This window comes from Streptomyces sp. NPDC027189 (assembly GCF_055566975.1).
The window spans coordinates 151898-174757 of record NZ_JBVHRI010000015.1 but is presented as its reverse complement, the minus strand read 5'-3'; the positions used below and the strand labels follow the sequence as shown (position 1 = coordinate 174757).

The window sequence follows — 22860 nt, the reverse complement described above, 5'->3', positions numbered from 1 at the left end:
GTACGCCCAAACAGACATCCGTCTCTCATGGAAGGTGCCGGGGGAGGGAGCGGGCCGGGGCGTTGGCGCTTGTCTGACGCCGCAGGCCCGGTTCATGACGCACCCCTGACGCCGCAGGCGCCGGCTCTGACATCCCGCTTACTTCGTCCTGGCACACTGACTGGCCGCACCCGCCGAAGGAGTACGCATGTCGATGGTCGACAACCTGCGCAGAGTCGCCCGTCTGGCGACGCGGGGACGCCGCGTGGACCTCAGCCATCCGGCCCGCTCCCCGCTCGGCTCCACGGTGGTCAACTGCGTCATCTATCGCGACGGCAAGCGCCAGGAAGCCGCCCCCAGCGTCGAGGAATCCGTCGCCCGCGTCCGCACGCGCGGCGGTCACGGCTTTGTCTGGCTGGGTCTCCACCAACCCACCGAGTCGGAGTTCGCGCGGGTCGCCGAACTGTTCGGCCTGCACCCGATCGCCGTCGAGGACGCGGTCCACGCCCACCAGCGCCCCAAGGTCGAGCAGTACGGCGACGTCCTGTTCGCCGTTTTCAAGACGGTGACCTACCTCGAGCACGCCGAACTCACCGCGACCAGCGAGGTCGTCGACACCGGCGAGATCATGGTCTTCGCCGGACCCGACTTCGTGGTGACCGTACGGCACGGACGCCATGGCTCCCTCGGCCCGCTGCGCGAGGACCTCGAAGCCGACCCGCACCAGCTCGCCAAGGGCCCGGCCGCGGTGCTGCACGCCATCGCCGACCATGTCGTCGACGACTACCTGACTGTCACCGACGCCGTCCAGAACGACCTCGACCAGGTGGAGACGGACGTCTTCTCACCGCGCAGCCCCCGAAGCGCGGACGCGGGCCGCATCTACCAGCTCAAGCGAGAACTCCTGGAACTCAAGCGGGCAGCGGCTCCCTTGAGCCGCCCCCTGCATCTCCTGGCCACAGAGCCGATGCGCACGATCGCCCCCGAAATACAGGCGTACTTCCGCGATGTCGCCGGCAACCTGGCCCGTGTCACCGAGCAGCTCAACGCCTTCGACGCCCTGCTCGACTCCATCCTCCAGGCCCACCTCGCCCAGGTGACCGTCGCCCAGAACGAGGACATGCGCAAGATCACCGCCTGGGCCGCGATCATCGCCGTACCGACCATGGTCTGCGGCGTCTACGGCATGAACTTCGACCACATGCCCGAACTCCACTGGCGCTACGGCTACCCGCTCGCCCTCACCGTCATCGCCACCGCCTGCTTCGTCATCCACCGCGGCTTCAAACGCAAGGGGTGGCTGTGAACGCCCGCACACGCCAGTTGCGGCGCACGGCCGCGCAAGGGCTCACGGCCACACAAGGCAATACGGCTGATGCCCCGCCTCATGCAAACGATGGCTGAAATCCTGCCATTCGTGCAGCGAATGGGAGGGGCGGGGCGCTGACCTGGGATTTCTCGGTGAAATGTGCGTTGACCTGGGGAAACTCATCTCCGTAGTTCTCACGGGTCAACGCCGTTTCCCAGGCTCATGTGCCCTGGATGTGCCCTCCGACTCCCCTGACGAGGGCGCAGGTCGCTCTACTGGCCGACACCCCGATCGCCGTCTTGAACGCGGCTTGGCCGCAGATGACTCCCAGGAAGGGCCTGGGCGCGTGATCAGCTCAGCGCGCCGCCGCTGACGAGCAGCTGCTGCCCGCTGATCCAGCGGGCCAGCTTGCCAGTGAAGAACTCGACTGCGTCCGCGACGTCATCGACCGTTCCCATGCGTGAGCCGAGGGGGCTGGCGTTCTGCACGAGCCGACGGAGCGGGTCGTCGGCCTTGCTTTCGGTGAAGTAGCCTGCGCCGTCTGTCGCGGTCGGCACGACTGCGTTGACCGTGACCCCTCGTTCGCCGATTTCCTGGGCGAGCACGCCGACCAGGAAGCTCGCCGGCAGCTTGCTCGACGTGTAGAGGCCGAAGCCGGCCGTCGGGCGGAGCGTGGAACTGGATCCGATGTAGACGATCGAGCCGCCGCTGTCGACCATGGCTCCTGCCTTCTGCAGCGTGAAGAACGCGCCTTTGGCGTTGACGTTGAAGATGCGGTCGTATTCGGCTTCGGTGACGTCCAGCACCGGGCCGAGGCCCTCGTCGAGGCCGGCGTTCGCCACGACGATGTCAAGCTGGCCGAACCGGCTGCGCGCCGTGTCGAGGAGAGCCTCGATCTCGTCCGGCTTCGACACGTCCGCTTGGACGGCGATGGCCTGCGAACCCGCGTCTTCGATCGCCGCGACCGTTGCGGCGGCGCCTGCTGCGCCCCGCGCATAGTTGACCACGACGCTTGCGCCGAGCCGGCCCAGGCGGATCGCGACCGCCTGCCCGATACCCCGGCTGGCGCCGGTGACGACGGCTACCTTGCCCGTGAGATCCGTCATGACTGATTCCCCTTTGTTCCTCTCTTTTCGGCGTCCCGCGGCTTGCGTGCGGGTCCGGGACCGATACCGGACGCATCGCCGGTGATCGCAGTACTGCCGCCGTTCAGATGTTGTGCCGGTGAGGGAGCGGCCCGGGGTCCGGGCCGCTCTCTTTCAGGCGCCGGCGCCGCCGTCGACCGGAACGATCGCGCCGGTCACGAACGAGGCGCGGTCGCTGAGCAGCCACGCGGCCGCCTCGGCGACCTCGCGGGGCTCGGCCATGCGGCCGAGCGGTGTCCCCGCGGTACTGGCCGCGATGATGCCGGGAGTCGCCGCCTCCCACTCCTCCATCATCTCCGTGGCCGTGCCGCCGGGAGTGATGCCATTCACCCGGATGCCCTCCGGGGCCCAGGTCACCGCAGCGGTCTCGGTGAGACTGTTGAGCGCGCGCTTCATGGCGCCGTACGCGGGCAGCGGCGGTACCGCGCGGCGGCTGCCGATGCTGGAGGTGTTGACGATCGCCCCGCCGCCGTTCTGCCGCATGAGCGCGGCCTCGGCGGTCATGGCGGTCCAGTGCGAGCGGAAGTTCACCGCGAACTGCGCGTCGATGTCCGCGTCGATCGTGGTGTCGAGCGGGCCGGGCTGCTGCTGGACAATCGCACCGTTGTTGAAAGCACCGTCGAGGCGTCCGTGCAGTTCCTCGACGCGGTCGACCGCCGCGCGGATGCTCGCGGGGTCTGCGAGGTCGAGGGTGACGGCGTCGGCGACGTGGCCGTCGGCGCGGATCTCCTTCACGATGCGGTCGAGGGCGTCGGTGCTGCGGGCGGCGAGCACGACGGCGGCGCCCTCGGAGGCGAAGAGCCGGGCCGCGGCCGCCCCGATGCCGCGGCTGGCGCCGGTGATGAAGATGACCTTGCCGGTGAGCAGGCCGATGGGTGCGCTGTCGGTGGTGTGCGTGTTGTTCGTCATGGCAACAGCGTCCGGCCGACTGCCGGCCGGATACAGGCACAGGCTGTACCAGGATCCGCCGCCGCGCCGCGCGCACACTGGGCGTATGGACAAACAGGAACTCGGGGCGTTCCTCCGCAGCCGCCGCGAGCGGCTCCGCCCGCAGGACGTCGGCCTCCCCTCCGGCCCGCGACGCCGCACACCAGGTCTTCGCCGCGAGGAGGTGGCGGTCCTCGCGCACATCTCCACCGAGTACTACATCCGGCTCGAGCAGGGCAGGGCGCCACGCCCCTCGGGCGACGTCCTGGCCGCGATCGCGGGCGCGCTGCGGCTCACCGACGTCGAGTCCGACCATCTCCACGTCCTCGCGGGCACCGCGCCGAATCGCACCGGACTGCACCGGCGCGACGTCCGCCCCAGCGTCCTCGCGCTCCTGGAGAGGCTGCCTCAGACGGCCGGCTTCGTGATGTCCGCCGCATGCGAGGTCCTCGCCTGGAACGACCTCGCGGCCGCGCTCATGGAGGACTTCGCCCCGCTCACCCCCAAGGACCGCAACCTCGCACGCCGGGCCTTCCTCGGGCCGCAGAGCACCGATGCGACGCTGTACGGGATCTCCGACGCCGCCGATTTCCGCCTGAGCGTCGTGATGCAGCTTCACGCCACCGTCGCCCGCTACCCCACCGATCCCGCGGTGACCGGCCTCGTCGACGAACTCCGCGACGCCAGCCCCGACTTCGCCCGGCTCTGGGAACGGCACGATGTACAGGCCGCCCCGATGCTCACGAAGACCTTCCACCACCCGGCCGTCGGCGAGGTCACCGTCGACTGCGACACGCTCACCCTCGCCGACCGCGACCAGTACCTCGTGCTCTTCACCGCGCCGCCAGGATCCCCCGGCGCCGATGCGCTGGCACTTCTGAACGTACTTGGCGCCGAGGCCAGTGACTACCTGCGGTAGCGCCGCAGCTGGCCACGGCGGAACACCGCCGGCAGGGGCGACTCGCCGTCGTCCAGGAGATGTCGGCCAGCTGGAATCCTCTGCCTGCCAGTACGAACTCCTCGCATTGGACGAGCGCTTGAGCCCTCGCGACCGTGCCAGGGCGCGACTCTGGGTGGGTACGGCGCTGAGCAAAGAGGGCAACAACGAGTACGCATCCTTCTGTCGTATGCGGCGACCCGGAAGGATGGGCTCCGTCCTCGACCAGGCGGCACAGATGGCCCGCCAGTAGGGACTGAGCCACGAGCTGCGCAGTATCGAGGGCATCCGAAAGGACCAGCAGGGATGAGCCAGGGAGTGCCAGTGCCGCAGCACGAGCAGCGCCAGATCACCGACGAGCAGTTCCACGACGCGACGCTGATCTGGAACTACCACCAGATGGGCCACGAGCAGCGGCCCTGCTCGGCGGCGATCGGCCTGGGCAGCCACGACCTCGGCGTCGCCACCACGGCCGTAGACCTCTTCCGCGCCGGCCTCTTCCCGGTCGTGGTCTTCAGCGGCGGCAACAGCCGCACCACCCGGGCCCGCTTCGCGCGCGGCGAGGCCGTCCATTACCGCGAGCACGCCCTCGGTCTGGGTGCACCGGAAGAGGCGATCCTGGTCGAGCCGAAGGCGGCCAACACCGGCCAGAACATCACCTTCTCCCGCGAGCTGCTGGCCGAGGCCGGCATCACGGTCGAGTCGCTGCTGCTGATCTCCAAGCCGTACATGGAGCGCCGCTCGTACGCGACCTGCCGCAAGCTGTGGCCCGAGGTGGACGTCGTGTGTGCCTCCGAGCCGCTGGAGTTAGACGACTACATCAAGTCCATCGGCGACAGGAAGCTCGTCGTGGACATGCTCGTCGGCGACCTGCAGCGGGTGATCGAGTACCCGAAGCTTGGCTTCGCCATCGAACAGGATGTACCCAGCGATGTCCGTGATGCTTACCGACGCCTTGTCCGAGCAGGCTTCGACAGCCGCCTGGTCAGAGCGTGAAATCGGTGCTGCTCAAGCGAAGGCGAGAGAGCGGAACTCGTTGCGTACGCGGGTGAGTGGCTCCCGCTCACGGCTGTAGTAGAGCTTGTTGGTAAGCAGAGCTGCCCAGCGGTCCTTCCTGGGGGAGAGCCACATGCCGGTGCCTGTGAAGCCGTAGTGCACCCAGACATCGTCGGCTTCCGGCGTCGTGCCTGGTGCGGGATGCCAGAACAAGCCCCGGGGCGGCGTCAGTTCACCAGTGTGGATCTGGAGAGATTCCTTGATCCAGTCCGTCCCGAATCCGGGTGATGCGTTCAGCTGGTTCGGATCGAGGAGATAGCGCAGGAACGTGGCGACGTCGTCGAGGACGGAGAAAGCGCCCGCGATGCCGCACACCCCGCCGAGCAGGCGGGCGGAGAAGTCGTGGGCGTGCCCCTTGAGATGGGTTCCTGTGCTGTCGTCGAGTTCGGTCGGCGCGCAGCGAGCCGCCGCATCGGGACTCAACGGCCCAAAGCAGGTCTGTGTCATGCCCAGCGGGTGCCAGACGCGGTCGGCTGCGAGCGCGTCGAGCCGCTGGCCGGAGAGGTGTTCGGCGAGGTAGCCGAGGATGAGGGCGGCGCGGTCTGTGTATTCCACGGCCTCACCGGGCTGGCGGTGCAGGGCTTCTCGGAGGACGCCGTCGCGGACGTCCTGCGGGTCGGTGCCGTACAGGTTCTTGAGGTTGGCCCGGAGGGGGAGGCCGGCGGTGTGGGTGAGCAGGTGGCGTGCGGTCACCTGCGCCAGTGGGTGTTCGCTCACTTCGGGCCACAAGTCGCCTAGTTGCGCTTCGAGTTGGAGTTTCCCGTTCTCGACGAGGCTGCCGATGGCCGACCACACCGCGAGGATCTTGGTGAGACTGGCGACGTCGAAGACGGTGTCGTGCCGCATCGGCTCGTCGGGCCGTTCGGGATCCAGGACGCCCGTGCTGCCGCTGGCCTGGGTTCCTAGGCTGTCACCGACGGCCCAGACGGCGCCCGGGTAGATCTTGTCGCGGGCACCGTCGTGGAGGAGTTGGTGGATGCGGTCGGTGTCGAGGTCGAGCGCCATGGTCTCCCGATCGATCGTGGGCCGTGAGATGTCCCGGTGGTCAGCGTAGTGAGGCGGCCAAACTGGTTGCGGCGCGGACAGGTCAGATGAGCTGTTTGCCGAGGTCGGCCAGGGCAGCGGCGGTAGCCGTGAGGGGATAGCGAGTGGCGTTGGCACGGCCGGCAGCTTGGAGAGCCGGGAGCAGGCCGGGGGTGGAGCGGAGTCGGTTGAGGTCCTGGGCGAGGGCGGCCGGGTTGGTGAAGTCGGTGGCCAGGCCGGTGGCGGCGAGCGTGTCGCTCAGCCCTGGAACGGGCTGATAGACGACCGGCAGCCCGCAGGCTTGGGCTTCGAGAGCGACCAGGCCCATGGCTTCGAGGGTGGTCGAGGGCATGACGAGGGCGTCGTGGTCGGCGAATGCTTTCCACAGTTGTGGACGGCTGAGCCAGCCGAGGTAGCGGACGCGGACCTTGAGCAGGCGCAGGAGCGGGGCAGCCCGTGGAACTGGTGGCGGGGTGCCGCGATGCTCAGTTCGACGGCTTGGGCTACGGGCATCGCGCGCAGAAGCGCCTCGATGCCCTTCTCGGCGGTGAGGCGTCCCGCGTAGAGCAGCCGGAGGTGTCCGGTCGGTCGGCGGGCCGGGCGCGGCGGTGGGGTGGTGAGCAGATGATCGGGGATGCCCCAGGGGATCTTGGTGATCTTCCTGCGCTCGGTGGTGGGCGCGAGCTGGAGGAGTCGGTCCGCCATTGCGCCGGTCGGGACGACGATGGCGTCCGCGAGACGCGCGGTTTCCTTCACGAGACGCAGTTGGTCGCGGTGGGCTTCGGCGAACAGCAGGTCGGTGCCGTGGACGAGCGCGATCCGGGGGTGTGCGGGTAGGGCGCGGATCAGCGATGGCGTGCCGCCGAACGTGAGGTGCTGGAGGTGGAGGACATCGACGCTGGACGGGTCGACACGTTGCGTCAGCGCTCGCGCGCAACGCGTTGACGTAGGCCGTGAAGGGCGGCCCGGAGAGGCACTTGCCGGGCACGGTCAGCAGTTCCAGCCCCGTAGGCAGGTGGGGTGGAGGCGCTTGTGGGGCGAGCATGAAGCCGCGGGCCGGAACCAGCGGGTTCTCGCCGGTGTAGAGGTCGAGGAAGAGCTCGACGCTGCCGCCGGCGCTGCCGAAGGGCAGGTCGAGGACCGTCGCTACCCGAGGACTCACGTGGCACCTCCGGCGAGCTCTTCGTAGAGGCGCGAGATGTCGATGCCGGCGGTCGCGGTGTACTTGAGGCCGTGCTGTTGGTAGCTGGTGGGAGTGCCGAGGCAATGGAGGAAGACGAGCTTGCCGAAGGTCATCCGGGGATAGACGCGGACGGGTCTGGCGGCACGGATTTCCAGGGTCCAGTAAGCCCTCCGGCACGCCTACGCCTCCGTGCTGCTGGACGCGGGAGAAAGCATCAAGGCGCTCTCCGAGTACCTCGGCCACTCGGACCCGGGCTTCACGCTGCGGATGTACACACACCTGCTGCCGTCCAGCGAGACCCGCACCCGTAAGGCGATCGATGACGCCTTCACTGAACCGGAGGCCCAGCCGACCGGCGAAGCCCAGGGCATATCAGGGCCACCAGCGAAACCAATGTGCCCTCAATGTGCCCTGGCCGCCTGACGGCCCCTCCCGGCACATGACAAAGGCGGGACCCGAAAGCCCCGCCCGCACCAAACGAAACCCCAGGTCACGGCCAAACAAGGCAATAAGGCTGATGCCCCGCCTCATGCAAACGATGGCTGAAATCCTGCCATTCGTGCAGCAGCTGGTAGACGTTGAAGGCGTCCCGGGGCCCGCCCCGGTCCGGCACGGTGGACCAGATGAAGGCGGCAGCGCCGACCGCTTCCTCGCCGATGCCGCGGAGGGGGTCCACGACGGTCATGGGGAGCTTGACCACGGCGTAGTCGGGGTGGAGGACGACCAGCTCCAGCGGGGGCACCTTGTGCAGGGGGACGCCCTCGATGCCGGTGAGGACCATCGCGGCCATCGTCTCGGGCTTGATCTTGGTGAACATGCCGTTCATGCCGAGCTCATCGCCGCCGAGTTCCTCGGGGCGCATCGAGATCGGGACGCGGGCCGCCGTCGCTCCGTCCGGCGCGCCGAAGTATTTGTACGTCACCCCCACCCGGCCACCATTCCCGCTCCCCGCCCGCAGCCGCTCGACCGTGCGGTCCAGCCGCTCGGCGTCACCACCCTGCGATCCTTGTGTCTGTCCAGCCCGGGTCTCGGCCGCTTCCTCCGCCTCGCGCCGGTGCCTTCCCCGCCGGGCACGCCGAGGACCGAGGTCATCGGTCCCCTCGCCCAGTCCGCCACCGCGATGCATATCTCCACCCGACTGCTTTTCTAAGGCGCGCGACCCCCGCCACGCAACCCGATCAACGTGACAGTGACCTCCCCCACGGCCGCACGCCGAAACGTGCGCTGAAACACCTGACCGCAGGATCTTCGCGGGCTCTGAACACCATGAATCATGTGAGCTGTCCGTACGAAGCCCCAGTTTCGCAGATGGCCGGGGGACCGCGCCCGGTTGTCGTACCGGGCATCGGCCCACGGCGCCCCGCGATGGCCGGGATCTTCCGTATGTGGAGCCGTACGTCGATCGGCGATCCTACGTTCACCGGTGCCGCGCTCTTCCGGTCACGCGGCCCCGCTCTCTTCCGCTCACGGCCGCCCGGAGCCGCTGGCCTACCCTGAGGAGGTCACTAGCCCCCCGGAGTCGGAGACGTCGCAGGTCATGACCGAACTGCCTTATCCCTACGAAGCCCCAGCCTCGCAGTCTCTATTCGACCGTGCGGCGGCCGTCACGCCCGGCGGCGTGAACTCTCCCGTGCGCGCCTTCCGCGCCGTGGGCGGTACGCCCCGGTTCATGGTGTCCGGTACCGGTCCGTACCTGACCGACGCTGATGGCCGTGAGTACGTGGACCTCGTCTGTTCCTGGGGGCCGATGATCCTCGGGCACTCCCACCCCGAGGTCATCGCCGCCGTCCAGGAGGCCGTCTCCCGCGGTACGTCCTTCGGTACGCCCGGTGAGGGCGAGGTCGCGCTCGCCGAGGAGATCGTCGCGCGCGTCGAGCCCGTCGAGCAGGTCCGGCTCGTCTCCAGCGGCACCGAGGCGACCATGTCCGCCATCCGTCTCGCCCGCGGGTTCACCCGGCGGTCCAAGGTGATCAAGTTCGCCGGCTGCTACCACGGGCACGTGGACTCGCTGCTCGCCGCGGCGGGCAGTGGCGTGGCGACCTTCGCGCTGCCCGACACCCCCGGCGTCACCGGAGCCCAGGCCGGCGACACCATCGTCCTTCCCTACAACGATCTCGAAGCCGTGAACGCCGCCTTCCACGCGCACCCCGGCGAGATCGCCTGTGTGATCACCGAGGCCTCGCCCGGCAACATGGGTGTGGTGCCTCCTGCGCCCGGGTTCAACCAGGGCCTCAAGGACGCCTGCGCCAAGAACGGCGCCCTGTTCATCTCCGACGAGGTCATGACGGGCTTCCGCACCAGCAAGGCCGGTTGGTACGGGATCGATGGGGTACGTCCCGATCTCATGACCTTCGGCAAGGTCATGGGCGGTGGCTTCCCGGCAGCCGCCTTCGGTGGCCGGGAGGACGTCATGGCGCACCTCGCTCCCGCGGGTCCGGTGTACCAGGCGGGCACACTGTCGGGTAACCCCGTCGCGACCGCAGCCGGGCTCGCCCAGCTGCGGCTGCTCGACGACGCCGCGTACGAGAAGGTCGACGCGGTGTCGGAGCGGATCCGGACGCTGGTGGCCGAGGCGCTCACCAAGGAAGGCGTGGCGCACCGGCTGCAGAACGCCTCCAACATGTTCTCCGTGTTCTTCACCGGGCGTCAGGTGCGCGACTACGAGGACGCCAAGGGGCAGGAGTCCTTCCGGTACACCGCGTTCTTCCACTCGATGCTGGCGCAGGGCGTGTATCTGCCGCCGTCCTCCTTCGAGTCGTGGTTCGTGTCGACGGCCCACGACGAGCAGGCGGTTCAGCGGATCGCCGACGCCCTTCCGGCGGCGGCGCGGGCAGCGGCGGAGGCCACGGCATGAGTGAGCACATCGACAACAGCGACATCACCGTCGTACACCTGATGCGGCACGGCGAGGTCGCCAACCCGGACGGGGTGCTGTACGGGCGGCTGTCCGGGTACCACCTGTCCGAGCTCGGACGGCAGATGGCCGACCGGGTCGCCGAGCACCTCGCGTCGCGCGATGTCACGCATGTCGTCGCCTCGCCGCTGGAGCGGGCCCAGGAGACGGCCACCCCGATCGCCAAGGCGCACGGTCTGGACCTGGCGACGGACGGGCGGCTCATCGAGGCCGACAACGTCTTCCAGGGCAAGACGTTCGGCGTGGGGGACGGCGCGTTGCGGCGGCCGGAGAACTGGAAGCACCTCGTCAACCCGTTCAAGCCCTCCTGGGGCGAGCCGTACGTCGAGCAGGTCGTACGGATGATGGGGGCGCTGGACGCCGCCAGGGACGCCGCCCGCGGGCATGAAGCGGTGCTGGTCAGCCACCAGTTGCCGATCTGGATCGTGCGGTCCTTCGTGGAGAAGCGGCGGCTGTGGCACGACCCGCGCAAGCGGCAGTGCACGCTGGCGTCCCTGACGACCTTCACCTACCGGGGCGACAAGATCGTGTCCGTGGGCTACACCGAGCCCGCCCGCGATCTCGTCCCGGCCCATCTCCTCGCGGGCGCCAAGCCGGTGAAGGGGAAGGACAAGGCGTTCGGCGCGTAACGGCCGCGCCGGGAACTGATGCGGGAGTGCGTACGTCTCTCCTAAGGCGTACGCCCCGTCACAAAGCGTATGGCTCGTGCTATATGAGCGTAACTTCGTAAAAACAGATAAATATGCGCGAGTTTGACGGAACCCCCGTCTTCATCGGGCCCTCTCAAAGGGTGCCAGCTGGGAGCCAGCTGAGAGGGCGCGATGAAATGGGGACCGCATGGGGGACATCAGCCGGAGGGGAATGATCGGCCTCGGGGCAGGTGCCGCGGCCTCGTTGGGACTTGCCGCGTGCGGTACCGCACAGCTAGACGGCCCGAGCCGGAGCGGCGGTTCCAGGAGCGGGCAGCCCGGCGCCCCCAAGCACCCCGCGCGTCCCATCGGTGACGGCTCCACCGCCTACACCGGCAAGCAGCCGAACCAGCCGAAGAAGCCCGAGCCGCTGGAGCCCGGCGAGACCCCTCCGCAGTTCGTGATCTTTTCCTGGGACGGCGCGGGAGAGGTCGGGACCGGCCTCTTCGACCGATTTCTCGAACTCGCCAAAGACCACGACGCGCACATGACGTTCTTTCTCTCCGGGCTGTATCTGCTGCCCGAGTCGAAAAAGCGCATGTACTCGCCGCCCAATAACCCCCGGGGCGCCTCGGACATCGGTTATCTCACCGACGACCACGTCAAGGCGACGCTGAAGCTGGTCCGCCGGGCCTGGCTCGAAGGCCATGAGATCGGCACGCACTTCAACGGCCACTTCTGCGCGGGATCCGGCACGGTCGCCAACTGGACGTCCGCGCAGTGGCGCAGCGAGATCGACCAGGCGAAGGCCTTCGTCAAGGAGTGGCGGACCAACACGGGGTGGACCGACCTGCCCGCGCTGCCCTTCGACTACGAGAAGGAGCTCGTCGGCGGCCGCACTCCGTGTCTGCTCGGCCAGAACAACCTGCTGCCCACCGCCAAGGAGCTGGGCTGGCGCTACGACGCCTCCTCGCCCGGCGGCCGTCAGCGCTGGCCGCAGAAGAACCAGGGCCTGTGGGACCTGCCGCTGCAGGCGATGCCCTTCCCGGGGCACACCTTCGAGGTGCTCTCGATGGACTACAACATCCTCGCCAACCAGTCGATCAACTCGACCAAGGCGCCCTCCTACAACTACCCGGCCTGGCGCACCCAGGCGACGAACTCCTATATCGCCGGGTTCAAGCGGGCATACGAGACAAATCGCGCACCCTTCTTCATCGGCAACCACTTCGAGGAGTGGAACGGCGGTATCTACATGGATGCCGTTGAAGCAGCGTTCAAGCACATCGCGCGCGAGAAGGAGAAGGGCGGGGACATACGCCTCGTCTCCTTCCGGCAGTTCGTGGACTGGCTGGATGTGCAGAAGCCCGAGGCGCTGACCAGGCTCCAGTCGCTGGACGTCGGGCAGCAGCCGGCCGGTGGCTGGAAGTCCTACCTGGGTGGACAGGCCGCCTGATATGCGGGTTTCCGCCCGCAAGGGGGGTGCGGAAGATCCCCGAAACGGGCATGCGAAACTTTTCACATGAGTGCCGCCAGCCGTGCCGACCAGCGCCCGAACCGCACCCGTAGCCGCGCCGTCCTGCTCACCGCCGGGGCCGCCGTCGCCGCGCTCGTCCTGTCCGCGTGTGGTTCCGGGGGGACCTCCGGGGGAGCGGGCAACACCAACTTCGTCGCCGGCAAGGACGGTGTCGACACCGCCGCCAAGGGGGAGCGGGCGGCGATCCCCGACCTCTCCGGCAAGACCATCGACGGCAAGCAGCTCGACGTCCGCGACTACAAGGGCAAGGTCGTCGTCCTCAACGTCTGGGGATCCTGGTGCGGGCCCTGCCGCGCCGAGGCCAAGAACCTGGAGACGGTGTATCAGGACACCAAGGACCAGGGCGTGCAGTTCGTCGGCATCAACACCCGCGACACCAGCACCGGCCCGGCCGTGGCGTTCGAAAAGGAGTTCGGGGTCACCTACCCGAGCCTGTACGACCCCACGGGCAAGCTGATGCTCCGCTTCACGAAGGGCACGCTGAACCCGCAGTTGATCCCTTCCACGCTCATCATCGACCGGGACGGCAAGGTCGCGGCCCGGACGCTCCAGGCGCTCAGCGAAGAGAGCCTGCGCAAGATGCTCGACCCCGTCCTCGCGGAGAAGTGACCTGACGTGTCCCTTCTCGCCATGACCCTGGCCGAGGCCACCGGCAAGAACGAGACGGTCTACAGCGGTGCCCTGCTGGTCGCCCTGCCGATCGCCGTACTCGGTGGGCTCGTCTCCTTCTTCTCGCCGTGCGTGCTGCCGCTGGTGCCCGGCTATCTCTCGTACGTCACGGGGGTCAGCGGCACGGATCTGGCGGACGCCAGACGGGGGCGGATGGCCACGGGGGCGGCCCTGTTCGTGCTCGGCTTCACCGCGGTGTTCGTCTCCGGCGGAGCGCTCTTCGGATACTTCGGCTCGACCCTGCACGAGTACCAGGACACCCTGTCCAAGGTGCTCGGCGTGCTCATGATCCTCATGGGCGTCTTCTTCATGGGTCTGATGCCCTGGCTCACCCAGCGCGAATTCCGTTTCCACAGGCGGCCGGTGGCGGGTCTCGCGGGCGCGCCCCTGCTCGGCGCGCTCTTCGCGATCGGCTGGACCCCTTGCCTGGGCCCGACCCTCTCCTCCGTGCAGATTCTCGCGGCGAACCAGGCGAGCGCGGGGCGTGGGGCCATACTGACCGTCGCGTACTGCCTCGGTCTCGGCGTGCCCTTCGTCCTCGCCGCGGTCGCCTTCCGCAAGGCGCTCGGCGCCTTCGCCTGGGTCAAGCGCCACTACACCTGGGTGATGCGGATCGGCGGCGGCATGATGATCGCGACCGGCCTGCTGCTGCTCACCGGTGCGTGGGACAGCATCGTGCAGCAGATGCAAACCTGGTCCGACGGCTTCACGGTAGGGATCTGACCCATGAGCACCACTGACACCGGCAAGACGCCTGACACCGAGCAGACGCCGGATCCCGTGGCCGCCAAGCGGCATGTCGGTGTGGCCGCCGACGGCGAACTCGGCGCAGCGGGGTCCCAGCTGTCCACCGCGCCGGTGGACACGGCGATGCCCGGCTCCTTCGGCGGGGCGCGGGCACCCGGCGCCAGGGGATGGATCGCCTGGACCGGGCGTGAGGTCATCGGCTGGGCCCGCTGGTTCTGGCGGCAGCTGACGTCCATGCGGGTCGCGCTGATCCTGCTCTTCCTGCTGTCGCTCGGAGCCATTCCCGGGTCGCTGATTCCGCAGTCCGGCACCGACGCCCAGAAGGTGGCGGACTTCAAGGACGCGCACAGCCTGCTGGGGCCGGTCTACGACAAGCTCGGGCTGTTCCACGTGTACAGCTCCGTGTGGTTCTCGGCGATCTACATCCTTCTCTTCGTCTCGCTCATCGGCTGCATCGTGCCGCGGACCTGGCAGTTCGTCGGGCAGCTGCGCGGCCGGCCGCCGGGCGCGCCGAAGCGGCTGACCCGGCTGCCCGTCTACGCGACCTGGCGCACCGAGGCCGAGCCGGAGCAGGTCCGCGAGGCCGCGCTCAAGGTGCTCAGGCAGCGGCGGTTCCGCGCGCATGTCGAGGGGGACGCGGTCGCCGCCGAGAAGGGCTATCTGCGCGAGACCGGCAACCTGCTCTTCCACATCGCGCTGATCGTGATGCTCGTCGCCTTCGCCTGGGGCCAGCTCTTCAAGTCCGAGGGCAACAAGCTGATCGTCGAGGGCGGCGGCTTCTCCAACACGCTGTCGCAGTACGACGACTTCAAGTCGGGCAACCTCTTCAGCAACGACGACCTCACGCCGTTCAGCTTCAACCTCAAGAACTTCACCGCCACATACGAGCGGACCGGGCCCAACAAGGGCACCCCGCGCACCTTCCAGGCGGACATCGCCTACAGCGTGGGCGCCTACGGCAAGACGCAGAAGACCACCGTCCAGGTCAACGAGCCGCTGAAGATCGGCGACTCGAAGGTCTACCTCGTCAGCCACGGCTACGCGCCCGTCGTCACCGTGCGCGACGGCAAGGGCAACGTGGTCTTCCACGAGGCCGTGCCGATGCTGCCGCTCGACGCGAACATCACCTCGCAGGGCGCGATCAAGGTCATGGACGGCTACAAGAACGGGCAGGGCCGCAGCGATCAGCTCGGCTTCTCCGCCTTCTTCGTGCCGACCTTCGCGGGAGCGGGCAAGGGCACCATGTTCTCCCAGTTCCCCGCGCTCGACTTCCCCGTGCTCGCGCTGTCCGGCTTCCACGGCAGCCTGGGGGTCAACTCGGGCATCCCGCAGAACGTGTACCAACTCGACACCTCCAACATGAAGCAGTTCAAGGACGCGAAGGGCAACATCCTCAAGAAGAGGCTGCTGCCCGGCGAGACCATGAAGCTGCCGAACGGCGCCGGCTCGATCACCTTCGAGAAGGACATCAAGGAGTGGGCCGGCTTCCAGGTCACCCAGCAGCCCGGCAGCGACTGGGCGCTGGCCGGAGCCTTCACCGCGATCTTCGGTCTCGCCGGCTCGCTGTTCATCCAGCGCCGCCGTGTCTGGGTGCGGGCCACCACCGGCGCCGACGGTGTGACCGTCGTCGAGATGGCGGGCCTGGGCCGCAGCGAGTCCGCGAAGCTCCCCGAGGAACTCGGCGACCTGGCCGCGCTCGTGCACGAACAGGCGCCCAGCGCACCCGACCCCGATCCGGACACCCCCGAGCCCGATTCGGACACCCCCGACCGTCACGCCGTACCTTCCGCCGAAGGGGCTGAGAAGCAGTGACTCTCGCCACCGCAACCAACGAACACCTCGCCAATATCAGCAACACGCTGATCTACTCCGCGATGGCCGTCTACACCCTGGCCTTCTTCGCGTACATCGCCGAGTGGCTCTTCGGCAGCCGGAGCAAGGTGGCCCGCACGGCCGCCGCGCTCACCGAGAAGACCAAGTCCGCGGCTCCTGCCGTCACCGTGAAGAAGGCGGGCGGCACCACGGTCCTGGAGCGGCCGCAGGTCGTCACCCGGTCCGCGATCGGCGCCCGTGACGTGCCCGATGGGCCCGGTGCGCATGGCGGGGACGAGCAGGGCGACCTCTACGGCCGTATCGCCGTGTCCCTCACCGTGCTCGCCTGGGGTGTCGAGGCGGCCGGTGTGATCGCCCGCGCTATGTCGGTGCGGCGGGCGCCGTGGGGCAACATGTACGAGTTCAACATCACCTTCTCCACCGTGGCCGTCGGTGTGTTCCTCGTGCTTCTCGTGCTGAAGAAGAACGTCCGCTGGCTCGGCCTCCCCCTGGTCACCACGGTCCTCCTCGATCTCGGTCTCGCCGTCACTGTCTTGTACACCGCGAGTGACCAATTGGTTCCCGCGCTGCACTCGTACTGGCTGTACATCCACGTCTCGACCGCGATCCTCTGCGGCGCCGTCTTCTACGTGGGCGCCGTCGGCACGCTGCTCTACCTCTTCAAGGACTCCTACGAGAACAAGCTCGCGAGCGGCGGCCAGCCCGGCCGTTTCGCGACCTCCGTCATGGAGCGGCTGCCCGCCTCGGCCTCGCTCGACAAGTTCTCCTACCGCGTGAACGCGGCCGTCTTCCCGCTGTGGACCTTCACGATCATCGCGGGCGCCATCTGGGCCGGCGACGCCTGGGGCCGCTACTGGGGCTGGGACCCCAAGGAGACCTGGGCGTTCATCACCTGGGTCGCCTACGCCTGCTATCTGCACGCTCGCGCGACCGCCGGCTGGAAGGGCCGCAAGGCGGCCTACATCGCCCTGATCGCCTTCGGCTGCTGGCTGTTCAACTACTACGGCGTCAACATCTTCGTGAGTGGCAAGCACTCCTACGCGGGTGTCTAGCCGGTAAGTCCTTCTCGGCCGAGGCCGGTTCCTGTGACGTGAGTCACCGGAACCGGCCTTCGTCGTACGGACAGGTGGAAGGTGTGGATACGACTCTGAGGACGATGAGGACGCTGAGGAAACGCATCCGCGCGGGGGACCACGACGCCTTCGGCGAACTCTTCGACGCGTACGCGCGCTCCGTCTACAACCATGCCTACCGCCTGACCGGGGACTGGGCGCAGGCCGAGGACGTGGTGTCGCTGACCTTCCTGGACGCCTGGCGCCTGCGCGACAAGCTGGACGAGGAGGGCGGTTCGCCGCGGCCCTGGCTGCTCGGCATCGCCACCAACGTCACGCGCAACACCCGCCGGGCGGCGCGAAGACACGCCGCCGCGGTCGCCCGGCTGCCCCGCGACGAGGTCGAGCGCGACTTCGCCGACGAGATCGCCGGGCGCCTCGACGACGCCGCCCAGCTGGAACTCGTACGCACCGCGCTCGCCAAGCTGCGGCGTGCCGAGCGCGAGGTGCTGGCCCTGTGCGTGTGGTCGGGGCTCGACTACGCGGCGGCGGCCGAGGCGCTCGGGGTGCCCGTCGGCACCGTACGGTCGCGACTCTCCCGCGCCAGAACAAAACTCGCGAAACATCTGAAAAACCCGGAACTGCCCCTGGAGCGCGGACAGATGAGAGGTGACCGCACCACCGCGGTCAGGCCCATCAGGGAGGGAAACCAATGAACACACTTCCCGAGAAAGACCTTCCGCCGGGCCGTCACCGACTCCTCAAGGAGCATCTGATGACCGAGATCCGGCAGGTACCCCGGCGGGACGAGACACCCGCGCGCGTACGCAACAAGTGGCTGCGTCCCGCGATCGCCGCGGCGGCCGTCGCGGCGGTCGCCGCCACCGCCGTCGCCGTGCTGCCGTCGTCCGACGACGGCGGGGCGCGCGCCCAGCCGCCGAGCAAGGCGACGGCCGCGCTGCTGGAGGACATCGCGCTGGCGGCGGAGCACGAGGACTCCTACGGCACGGTCCACGACGACCAGTTCGTGTACGTGGACAGCAAAGTGTCGTACTCGGAGACGACGGAGGGGAAGGGGACCACCATCCCGCCGCTGCACCGGGCGGAGACCTGGACCTCGGCGGACGGCACCCGCAAGGGGCTGATCCGGGAGGCGGGCCGGGGCCAGTGGTCCACCGACCGGGACCCCCAGCCCGGCAGGACCGGCTACGACGTCTCCACCAACTACAAGCACTTGTCCACGCTGCCCACCGACCCGGACAAGATGTACGACTGGCTGCGGAAGACCGCACCCGAGAACAGCGGCCAGGAGACGAACCAGACGATGTTCGTCCTGGTCGGCGATCTGATCCGGGACGCGATCGTGCCGCCGGAGCAGAGTGCCGCCCTCTACCGGGCGGTCGCGCGGATCCCCGGCGTGAACGTCGTGAACGACGCGGTCGACGGCGCCGGGCGGCACGGGGTCGCGATCGCCCGCAACGACCCCGACAACCCGACCCGGGACGAGTGGATCTTCGACACGAAGACCCATGAGTTCCTCGGCGAGCGTGAGGTGGCGATCGGGGACCTGCCCAAGGCCGGCATCAAGAAGGGGCAGGTGCTGAGCAACACGGTCGTCCTGCGCCGGGCCGTCGTCGACAAGGCTGGGCAGCGGCCCTGAGCGGCTAACGGGCAGGTCAGATGCCCTAAGGGGTGCAGAACTCGCGCTCACGGGCCACGCTGGTGTCATGACCCAACCCATCGACCGACCGGTCATCGAAGAGGGCGCCACCGAGACCCGGGGTGACGCGCGGGTCCTGCACTACCTGCTGCGTCTTCCCCAGCCTGTGGAGAAGGTCTGGACGGCACTGGCCACCCCCGAGGGACTGCGGGGGTGGCTGGCGCCCGCCGACGCGTTCGAGCCGCGGCTCGGCGGGGCCGTCACCCTGCACGGGCTGGGCGGCGGGCGCGTCACCGCCTGGGATGTGGAGCGGGTCGCCGAGTACACCCTGGAGGGGCGCGGGCGGGTGCGGTTCCATCTGGAGCGCGGAGTGCGGGACGGGACCACGGTCCGGTTCACCCATGAGTTCGAGGGGGAGCGGGAGCCGCCGTGGCGTGCACGCTTCGAGCGGCTCCTGGCCCTCCTGCGGGGCTGAGCGGGCTGGGGGTGGTTCAGGCACGCCCCCGAGCCCGCTCAGGACGGCGGCAGGCACTCCTGCGCCGGAGGCTTCCCCTCCGGCCAGGCGATCTTCACGAATCGCGAGCGGCTGTCGGGGGTCAGTTCCACGATCGGCACGGCCTTGTCGTACGGATTGCCGTGGGCGTCCAGGCAGATCCACCCGCTCGCCCCGTTGACCCGCAGCTGCCTGCCCTTCACCTGCGGCCACTGGAGCCCGACGTCCGCGAGGGCCGGGATCTTTCCGGTCGGCGATGCCCCGCGGATGCCGTGCACGGCGAGCCGCATCGCGTCGTACGCGATGATCAGCTGGCCGTCGTCCAGGGCGACCTTGCCGACCGGGCCGACCGGCTCGCGCCCGGCGCTGTCCAGCAGCGCCTGGAGCACCCGCGCGTCGGCCGCGCTGCCGCCGGTCTTCGCGGTGTCGCTCACCCAGGCGTCCGGGTGGGCGAGGGCCGTGTAGCGCACGGACAGCAGGGGGTCCTTGAGGGCGCGCGGATCGAGGTCCTTGTCGCCGGCCAGGTACGAGCCCTCGTCGCCGGTGAGCACCGTGAAGCGGCGGTCGACGCAGCCGCGTGCGCCCAACGCATTGATGAACTGGCGCAGTTGGGTGTGCCGGCCGGCGAAGAGGATGGTGTTCGTGCTCTTCGGCGTGGTGCACAGAATGGTGGTGATCTGCGCGAAGACGTTGGCGGTACTGCCCTCCTTGCTGCGGTCGGCGGGCGGCGTGAACGGCTGGGCCTCGTAGCGCGAGCCCTTGAGCATCTTCTCGAAGGATTTCTGCAGGGTGCGTGTGTACGGGTCGCCCGTGCGGTCGTAGACCAGGAACGCGTTGGCGGCCGACACCTTGGCGAACGAGGCGAGGGCGCGGGCCTCGTCGGTGTTGGTGGGGGAGACGCGGGCGAGCCCCGGGAAGGGGTCCTTGCCGTTCTGGCCGTTGGCGAGGTCGTCGGCGGTGATCGAGCTCCCTATCACCGGGATGCCGCGCCGGGTCAGCTCCTCGACGGCCTTCTTGTTGTTGTCGGTGCTCAGGCCGACTCCGGTCACCGCGCGCAGCCGGTCGGGTCCCTTCGTCATCCGCTCCGACCGGTCGACGGTCTGCCGCCAATGCGCTCCGGTGGCACCGGGGTTGGCGAGCACGAGGCGGATCTTCGGCTTCAGGCCGTTGGTGTCGTGGTTGGCCTGGTACTGGGCCAGATAGGCGCCCTGGAGTTCGTGCAGCACATCGGCCAGGTTGTCGGCGTCGGTCGCGGTGAAGGGTTCGAGCAGCGCGACGGTGACGTAACTGCCGGGCGTCAGACGGTGGTTCTCACGGTTGATCGCCTGGACCGTCTCGGCGAACTGCGGACGCCCGAAGGCGTACGTCGTCCACGAGACGCCCACGCACTCGTCGCTGCCCTCCGGCTGGACGACTCCCGGGGCGCAGGAGCGGTCCTCCTTCGTGGCCGTCATGCCGCCCCATACGCCGAGGGCCGCGAGGACCGCCGCGAGGCTCAGCGCGACATACCGGCGGAAACGTATCTCCCAGACGTCCTCGCGCAGCCATGTCCACACCCGCGCCATCAGTGGCCCCCGTCCTCACGCAGCCGCGCCATCACCGGCCCCCGTTTCCGCAACGCCGCGCCATCACCGGCCCCCGTTCCCGCTCGCGTTCTCGTCGTCGTCGCCCGGGATACGGAAGGGGCGGCCGGCCAGGGCGTCCGACGGCCAGTCCCGCGAGGCCCGCCACAGCAGGGCGTTGCCCGCGGGCCGCAGATTCGACAGCTGCTCCAGCTCGAAGCGCAGCCGCTCGGTCACCGTCGAGTCGGGAAGCACCAGCGGGTCGGTCAGCTGCCACACGGCGTGCAGCAGCCGGCGTACCCGCAGGTGCAGTACGGCGTCCACGCTGTCCGGCGGCTGCTGGGCCGCGTCCGTGTGCCCGAGCGCGACGGAGGCCCGGTGGTCGTGACCGTCGAAGTCCCGGCCGTCCGGGTCGTGCGCGTGGTAGTAGGGCGCGGACGCGATGAAGACCAGGGACGACAGCCAGCCGCGGGTGTCGGTTCGGGGGAAGGTGTCGCGCAGGTGCGCGACCGCGAAGTCGGCCTTGCCCAAGGCGAGTTCGTGGTGCAGCCGGTAGCGCGCGCTGTCCGGCGGGGCCATTTCGCCGGAGGCCCGGTAGTGGTCGATGAGGGTGCGGTGCACGGCTCGCCACCGCTCGTGGTCCGGGTCGCCGTGGTGCAGCCGCAGCAGGAGCAGGGAACGCAGAAACGGGTCGCCGACGAACTGCCCGTCGGCGGTCGCCCAGCCCTCCTCCGCCAGCCGCTCCTCCAGATCGAGGACGCCCGACGCGCCGAAGTCGTCCGGGAGCCGGGCCTCCGCCAGCACGCACGCCGAGTCGCGGTCGTGGGCGGCGGCGAGCACCGTCAGCTCGTCCAGACGGCCGCCGGGTACGAGCCGGTCCAGGAGTTCCTGGTAGGCGGGGCGGCCGTCGTGGTCCTCGTGGACGGCGACGTCCGAGGTGAGCAACTCGCCGAGGGACGCGGCCCCTTGGGGCAGGTTCTGCTTGGCGGATTCGGCGAGCAGGATGATGCCGAGCGGGCTGCCACCCGTCAACCGGTGGGTGGCGTGCGGGAGTTGTGACGGCACAGTGGGACCGCTCGAGCTCAGGGCCAGACCGTCGGAGGCGGTGTCCACGATGTGCAGCGTGTCGTCGGGCGTCAGCGGCGGCAGCGAGACGAGCAGCGCGCGCGAGGACGGCGAGGTGCCCGGCTCCCAGCCGGCCTCCCGGGCGACCTCGGGGAGGGTGCGGCGCCCCGCGTTGCGCAGTGCCGCGTGGCCGTATCCGCGCAGGGCCGCGAAGAACACGACCTGGTCGGCGATGTCGTCGGCGCGGTCGCGCAGCACCGGCTCCAGGAGCCCGAGGCCGGCCGGATCCTGCACGTTGTCGATCAGCACGACCGGGCGGCCCCGGCGGTGCGAGCGCTGCACGACCCCCGCGTACGCGTCGTCGAGGTCGGCCAGCAGGGCCCGCACGAGGTAGCGCTCGGCGTGCCTGCGCGAGTCGCCGCCGGCCCTGAAGTGCCGGGACAGCAGGATCAGCGCGAGCTTGGGGCTGCCGCCCGCGTTCGGATAGTCCCGGTACCAGGCGGCGGCCCTGCGCAGCCGGCGGGGAGCGGGGCCGATGCCCTCGGCGAACGCCTCAAGGGTGGCCTCGATGATCGGCGCGATCACGGGGCCCGTACCGCTCAGCGAGGCGACGAGCTTGGAGACGATCTTGGCCACCCAGCGGCCCGCGAACCCCGAGATCCATGAGCCGGTCTCGTTCAGCAGCAGGATCCGCTCCGCCTCCTGCCGGATGCGCGGCACGTCACGGTCGCTCCAGCCGCCCGCTGCGACCGCGAGCAGCCCGGCCGCCAGCCGTGGAAAACCGATCCGCCCGGCGCCCGTCACCGGCTCGGCGAGCTGCTCGGCGACGGTGGTGAGCGCCTGCCCCACCGGCGACCAGGCCTCCGCCGGCCGCTCGGCCGGCGGAGCGGCGAACTGCCGCTCCTCCCCGTCGATCAGCGCGACGGGCGTGTGCCCGCGATAGGCGTCGCGCAGTTCACGCAGCACGGCACTCTTCCCGAGCCCCCGCCCGCCCGCGAACACGACGAACGGCACCTCACTCGCATGCTCGTAGGGCGTCGCGCGAAGCTGATACGGACGCAGACCGACAAGCCGTGACGCGAGCCCGGGCGGATCGGTGTCGAACAGCGCTCCCCGGCCGTGCAGCCCTCTGTGCACCGC

Annotated in this window: 19 protein-coding genes and 4 pseudogenes; 15 read left to right on the top strand and 8 right to left on the bottom strand. The window is 69.3% G+C overall.

The genetic code is table 11. The features are described from left to right. Positions 1-187: 187 nt before the first annotated feature. Positions 188-1285 carry a magnesium and cobalt transport protein CorA gene (locus ACZ4RZ_RS31355; RefSeq protein WP_467749673.1) on the top strand — a complete coding sequence of 366 codons (1098 nt, stop codon included), beginning with the start codon at positions 188-190 and terminating at the stop codon, positions 1283-1285. Between the two features lie 353 nt (positions 1286-1638). Here ACZ4RZ_RS31355 and ACZ4RZ_RS31350 read toward each other — a convergent pair whose 3' ends face one another. After that, positions 1639-2394 carry an SDR family oxidoreductase gene (locus ACZ4RZ_RS31350; protein ID WP_467749671.1) on the bottom strand — a complete coding sequence of 252 codons (756 nt, stop codon included), beginning with the start codon at positions 2392-2394 and terminating at the stop codon, positions 1639-1641. A 153-nt stretch (positions 2395-2547) separates the two neighbouring features. Continuing rightward, positions 2548-3342, bottom strand: a complete 795-nt coding sequence (locus ACZ4RZ_RS31345; protein ID WP_467749669.1) for an SDR family NAD(P)-dependent oxidoreductase — start codon at positions 3340-3342, stop codon at positions 2548-2550. An 85-nt stretch (positions 3343-3427) separates the two neighbouring features. Between ACZ4RZ_RS31345 and ACZ4RZ_RS31340 the strand changes: the two genes are divergently transcribed. The 3 genes and pseudogenes from ACZ4RZ_RS31340 (at position 3428) to ACZ4RZ_RS31330 (ending at position 5293) form a co-directional block, all read left to right on the top strand. Continuing rightward, complete coding sequence (locus tag ACZ4RZ_RS31340; protein ID WP_467749667.1) at positions 3428-4279, top strand: helix-turn-helix transcriptional regulator; 852 nt, start codon at positions 3428-3430, stop codon at positions 4277-4279. Positions 4280-4320: 41 nt separating this feature from the next. Beyond that, positions 4321-4550, top strand: a pseudogene (locus ACZ4RZ_RS31335) (hypothetical protein); the annotation flags it as partial. Positions 4551-4603: 53 nt separating this feature from the next. Beyond that, positions 4604-5293 (top strand): YdcF family protein, encoded by a 690-nt coding sequence (locus ACZ4RZ_RS31330; protein WP_467749665.1) that lies wholly within the window; start codon positions 4604-4606, stop codon positions 5291-5293. 12 nt (positions 5294-5305) lie between these two features. Here the strand turns inward: ACZ4RZ_RS31330 and ACZ4RZ_RS31325 are convergent, their stop codons facing one another. The 3 genes and pseudogenes from ACZ4RZ_RS31325 to ACZ4RZ_RS31315 all read right to left on the bottom strand — a co-directional run. After that, entirely contained in the window at positions 5306-6358 is a 1053-nt protein-coding gene (locus tag ACZ4RZ_RS31325) for a serine hydrolase domain-containing protein (protein ID WP_467749663.1), read from the bottom strand. Between the two features lie 82 nt (positions 6359-6440). Further along, positions 6441-7538, bottom strand: a pseudogene (locus ACZ4RZ_RS31320) (glycosyltransferase family 4 protein). Beyond that, positions 7535-7720: pseudogene (locus ACZ4RZ_RS31315) on the bottom strand (dCTP deaminase); the annotation flags it as partial. The pseudogenes ACZ4RZ_RS31315 and ACZ4RZ_RS31320, both read right to left, overlap by 4 nt. 4 nt (positions 7721-7724) lie before the next feature. Here ACZ4RZ_RS31315 and ACZ4RZ_RS31310 point away from each other — a divergent pair. Continuing rightward, positions 7725-7982: pseudogene (locus ACZ4RZ_RS31310) on the top strand (site-specific integrase); the annotation flags it as partial. Between the two features lie 67 nt (positions 7983-8049). Here the strand turns inward: ACZ4RZ_RS31310 and ACZ4RZ_RS31305 are convergent. Beyond that, positions 8050-8685: a hypothetical protein gene (locus ACZ4RZ_RS31305; protein WP_467749661.1), complete on the bottom strand. Its 636-nt coding sequence runs from the start codon at positions 8683-8685 to the stop codon at positions 8050-8052. A 411-nt stretch (positions 8686-9096) separates the two neighbouring features. On the opposite strand from ACZ4RZ_RS31305, the gene hemL reads away from it, so the two are divergent. The 10 genes from hemL (at position 9097) to ACZ4RZ_RS31255 (ending at position 19075) form a co-directional block, all read left to right on the top strand. Continuing rightward, a complete protein-coding gene (gene hemL, locus ACZ4RZ_RS31300; protein WP_467749659.1) occupies positions 9097-10413 on the top strand; it encodes a glutamate-1-semialdehyde 2,1-aminomutase in 1317 nt (438 codons plus the stop codon). After that, positions 10410-11102: a histidine phosphatase family protein gene (locus tag ACZ4RZ_RS31295; protein ID WP_467749657.1), complete on the top strand. Its 693-nt coding sequence runs from the start codon at positions 10410-10412 to the stop codon at positions 11100-11102. Before hemL ends, ACZ4RZ_RS31295 begins: the two co-directional genes overlap by 4 nt. 208 nt (positions 11103-11310) lie before the next feature. After that, positions 11311-12558, top strand: coding sequence for a polysaccharide deacetylase family protein (locus tag ACZ4RZ_RS31290; RefSeq protein ID WP_467749655.1), 1248 nt, complete (start codon positions 11311-11313; stop codon positions 12556-12558). Between the two features lie 66 nt (positions 12559-12624). Then, positions 12625-13248 carry a TlpA family protein disulfide reductase gene (locus tag ACZ4RZ_RS31285; protein ID WP_467749653.1) on the top strand — a complete coding sequence of 208 codons (624 nt, stop codon included), beginning with the start codon at positions 12625-12627 and terminating at the stop codon, positions 13246-13248. Positions 13249-13269: 21 nt separating this feature from the next. Further along, positions 13270-14031, top strand: coding sequence for a cytochrome c biogenesis CcdA family protein (locus ACZ4RZ_RS31280; protein ID WP_467749811.1), 762 nt, complete (start codon positions 13270-13272; stop codon positions 14029-14031). 3 nt (positions 14032-14034) lie between these two features. Further along, entirely contained in the window at positions 14035-15867 is a 1833-nt protein-coding gene (resB, locus tag ACZ4RZ_RS31275) for a cytochrome c biogenesis protein ResB (protein WP_467749651.1), read from the top strand. Then, positions 15864-16940, top strand: a complete 1077-nt coding sequence (ccsB, locus tag ACZ4RZ_RS31270) for a c-type cytochrome biogenesis protein CcsB (protein WP_467749649.1) — start codon at positions 15864-15866, stop codon at positions 16938-16940. Before resB ends, ccsB begins: the two co-directional genes overlap by 4 nt. A 104-nt stretch (positions 16941-17044) precedes the next feature. Then, complete coding sequence (locus ACZ4RZ_RS31265; RefSeq protein WP_467749647.1) at positions 17045-17656, top strand: RNA polymerase sigma factor; 612 nt, start codon at positions 17045-17047, stop codon at positions 17654-17656. Further along, a complete protein-coding gene (locus tag ACZ4RZ_RS31260; RefSeq protein ID WP_467749645.1) occupies positions 17653-18600 on the top strand; it encodes a CU044_5270 family protein in 948 nt (315 codons plus the stop codon). Before ACZ4RZ_RS31265 ends, ACZ4RZ_RS31260 begins: the two co-directional genes overlap by 4 nt. A gap of 67 nt (positions 18601-18667) precedes the next feature. Continuing rightward, positions 18668-19075 carry an SRPBCC domain-containing protein gene (locus ACZ4RZ_RS31255; protein WP_467749643.1) on the top strand — a complete coding sequence of 136 codons (408 nt, stop codon included), beginning with the start codon at positions 18668-18670 and terminating at the stop codon, positions 19073-19075. Between the two features lie 38 nt (positions 19076-19113). Here ACZ4RZ_RS31255 and ACZ4RZ_RS31250 read toward each other — a convergent pair whose 3' ends face one another. Beyond that, positions 19114-20658 carry an ABC transporter substrate-binding protein gene (locus tag ACZ4RZ_RS31250; protein ID WP_467749641.1) on the bottom strand — a complete coding sequence of 515 codons (1545 nt, stop codon included), beginning with the start codon at positions 20656-20658 and terminating at the stop codon, positions 19114-19116. Positions 20659-20721: 63 nt separating this feature from the next. Next, positions 20722-22857 carry a hypothetical protein gene (locus ACZ4RZ_RS31245; RefSeq protein ID WP_467749639.1) on the bottom strand — a complete coding sequence of 712 codons (2136 nt, stop codon included), beginning with the start codon at positions 22855-22857 and terminating at the stop codon, positions 20722-20724. Positions 22858-22860 lie beyond the last annotated feature (3 nt).

Coding starts and splice junctions, on each gene's coding strand:
- ACZ4RZ_RS31280 (WP_467749811.1), top strand. CDS start 13,270: ATGACCCTGGCCGAGGCCACCGGCAAGAACGAGACGGTCTACAGCGGT.
- ACZ4RZ_RS31325 (WP_467749663.1), bottom strand. CDS start 6,358: ATGGCGCTCGACCTCGACACCGACCGCATCCACCAACTCCTCCACGAC.
- ACZ4RZ_RS31265 (WP_467749647.1), top strand. CDS start 17,045: ATGAGGACGCTGAGGAAACGCATCCGCGCGGGGGACCACGACGCCTTC.
- ACZ4RZ_RS31285 (WP_467749653.1), top strand. CDS start 12,625: ATGAGTGCCGCCAGCCGTGCCGACCAGCGCCCGAACCGCACCCGTAGC.
- ACZ4RZ_RS31305 (WP_467749661.1), bottom strand. CDS start 8,685: ATGCATCGCGGTGGCGGACTGGGCGAGGGGACCGATGACCTCGGTCCT.
- ACZ4RZ_RS31330 (WP_467749665.1), top strand. CDS start 4,604: ATGAGCCAGGGAGTGCCAGTGCCGCAGCACGAGCAGCGCCAGATCACC.
- ACZ4RZ_RS31345 (WP_467749669.1), bottom strand. CDS start 3,342: ATGACGAACAACACGCACACCACCGACAGCGCACCCATCGGCCTGCTC.
- ACZ4RZ_RS31290 (WP_467749655.1), top strand. CDS start 11,311: ATGGGGGACATCAGCCGGAGGGGAATGATCGGCCTCGGGGCAGGTGCC.
- ACZ4RZ_RS31355 (WP_467749673.1), top strand. CDS start 188: ATGTCGATGGTCGACAACCTGCGCAGAGTCGCCCGTCTGGCGACGCGG.
- ACZ4RZ_RS31260 (WP_467749645.1), top strand. CDS start 17,653: ATGAACACACTTCCCGAGAAAGACCTTCCGCCGGGCCGTCACCGACTC.
- ACZ4RZ_RS31350 (WP_467749671.1), bottom strand. CDS start 2,394: ATGACGGATCTCACGGGCAAGGTAGCCGTCGTCACCGGCGCCAGCCGG.
- ACZ4RZ_RS31340 (WP_467749667.1), top strand. CDS start 3,428: ATGGACAAACAGGAACTCGGGGCGTTCCTCCGCAGCCGCCGCGAGCGG.
- ACZ4RZ_RS31255 (WP_467749643.1), top strand. CDS start 18,668: ATGACCCAACCCATCGACCGACCGGTCATCGAAGAGGGCGCCACCGAG.
- resB (WP_467749651.1), top strand. CDS start 14,035: ATGAGCACCACTGACACCGGCAAGACGCCTGACACCGAGCAGACGCCG.
- ACZ4RZ_RS31295 (WP_467749657.1), top strand. CDS start 10,410: ATGAGTGAGCACATCGACAACAGCGACATCACCGTCGTACACCTGATG.
- ACZ4RZ_RS31250 (WP_467749641.1), bottom strand. CDS start 20,658: ATGGCGCGGGTGTGGACATGGCTGCGCGAGGACGTCTGGGAGATACGT.
- hemL (WP_467749659.1), top strand. CDS start 9,097: ATGACCGAACTGCCTTATCCCTACGAAGCCCCAGCCTCGCAGTCTCTA.